Here is an 812-nt window from a genome sequence, read left to right as displayed (position 1 = left end):
CGAGTTGGCTTCACCGCTGACCGGCCGCTGAACCAATCGAAACACCCCGATCAGCGCGACAACCATCACGAGCACCACGACGGACACTCGGATGAACAGGGAACCGGTCGACATCAGCGCGCTCCTGCGTTGGGGCGGTGGCTGAGCGCGGCAGCCAGCGGTGCGGCGAGTCCGGGCACGGTGTCCAGTTCGACACGTGTGTTCAGCACCGGGCCCGAGGGGGAGTTGTGGAACGCGGCGTTGAGCCGAGCGAGCAACTCGGTCAACTGTCCTTCCGAGCGAGCCGGCGTGCTGACCGAGCCGGACACCTGATCGAGAATCAGGCTCCCGAGGGGAATGAATCCGCCGAAGTAATGATCGGAGATTCCGAAGGTCTGCGTGACGACCGGCAGCAGTTGGTTCTGCACGCCGCCGAACATCTGCGTGAATCGGGTCAGCTCTTCGGATGTGCGGAGCTGGCTATTGGTCAGATCCGAATGCAGCAGTGTCGCCGCCCCCGACAACATCGGCGGAAGTCCGTCCAGCGCCGAACCGAACTGGGTGAGCAGGAAAGACGGTGGGAGCCGCTGGGTTTCGGTGAACGAGCGGGCCGTGGTGCCGATCGCCTGCATGAGCGGCGTGAACGCGCTGATGTCACGTGACATTGTGCTGAGCAGCTGTGTGAGCTTCGGAGTGAGCACATCGCTGGTGAGCGTTCCGGTGGATTCCAGCAGGGCGGCCAGGGTCGCATCGCTGACCCGACCGGCGTCGCGACCGGTCAGATCGATGGTCGAACCGTTCGTCAGCTTGCTGCCACCGTGTGCGGAATTCAA

The 812-nt window shown here is 63.9% G+C and carries 1 pseudogene; it reads right to left on the bottom strand.

Going from position 1 to position 812, the window contains the following annotated elements:
• Positions 1-113 precede the first annotated feature (113 nt).
• Positions 114-812, bottom strand: a pseudogene (locus NM2_RS50620) (hypothetical protein); the annotation flags it as partial.

This window comes from Nocardia miyunensis NBRC 108239, from assembly GCF_001613065.1.
Lineage (GTDB): Bacteria > Actinomycetota > Actinomycetes > Mycobacteriales > Mycobacteriaceae > Nocardia > Nocardia miyunensis.
Note: the sequence above shows the minus strand (reverse complement) of the source record. Positions and strands in the feature narration are given on the sequence as shown.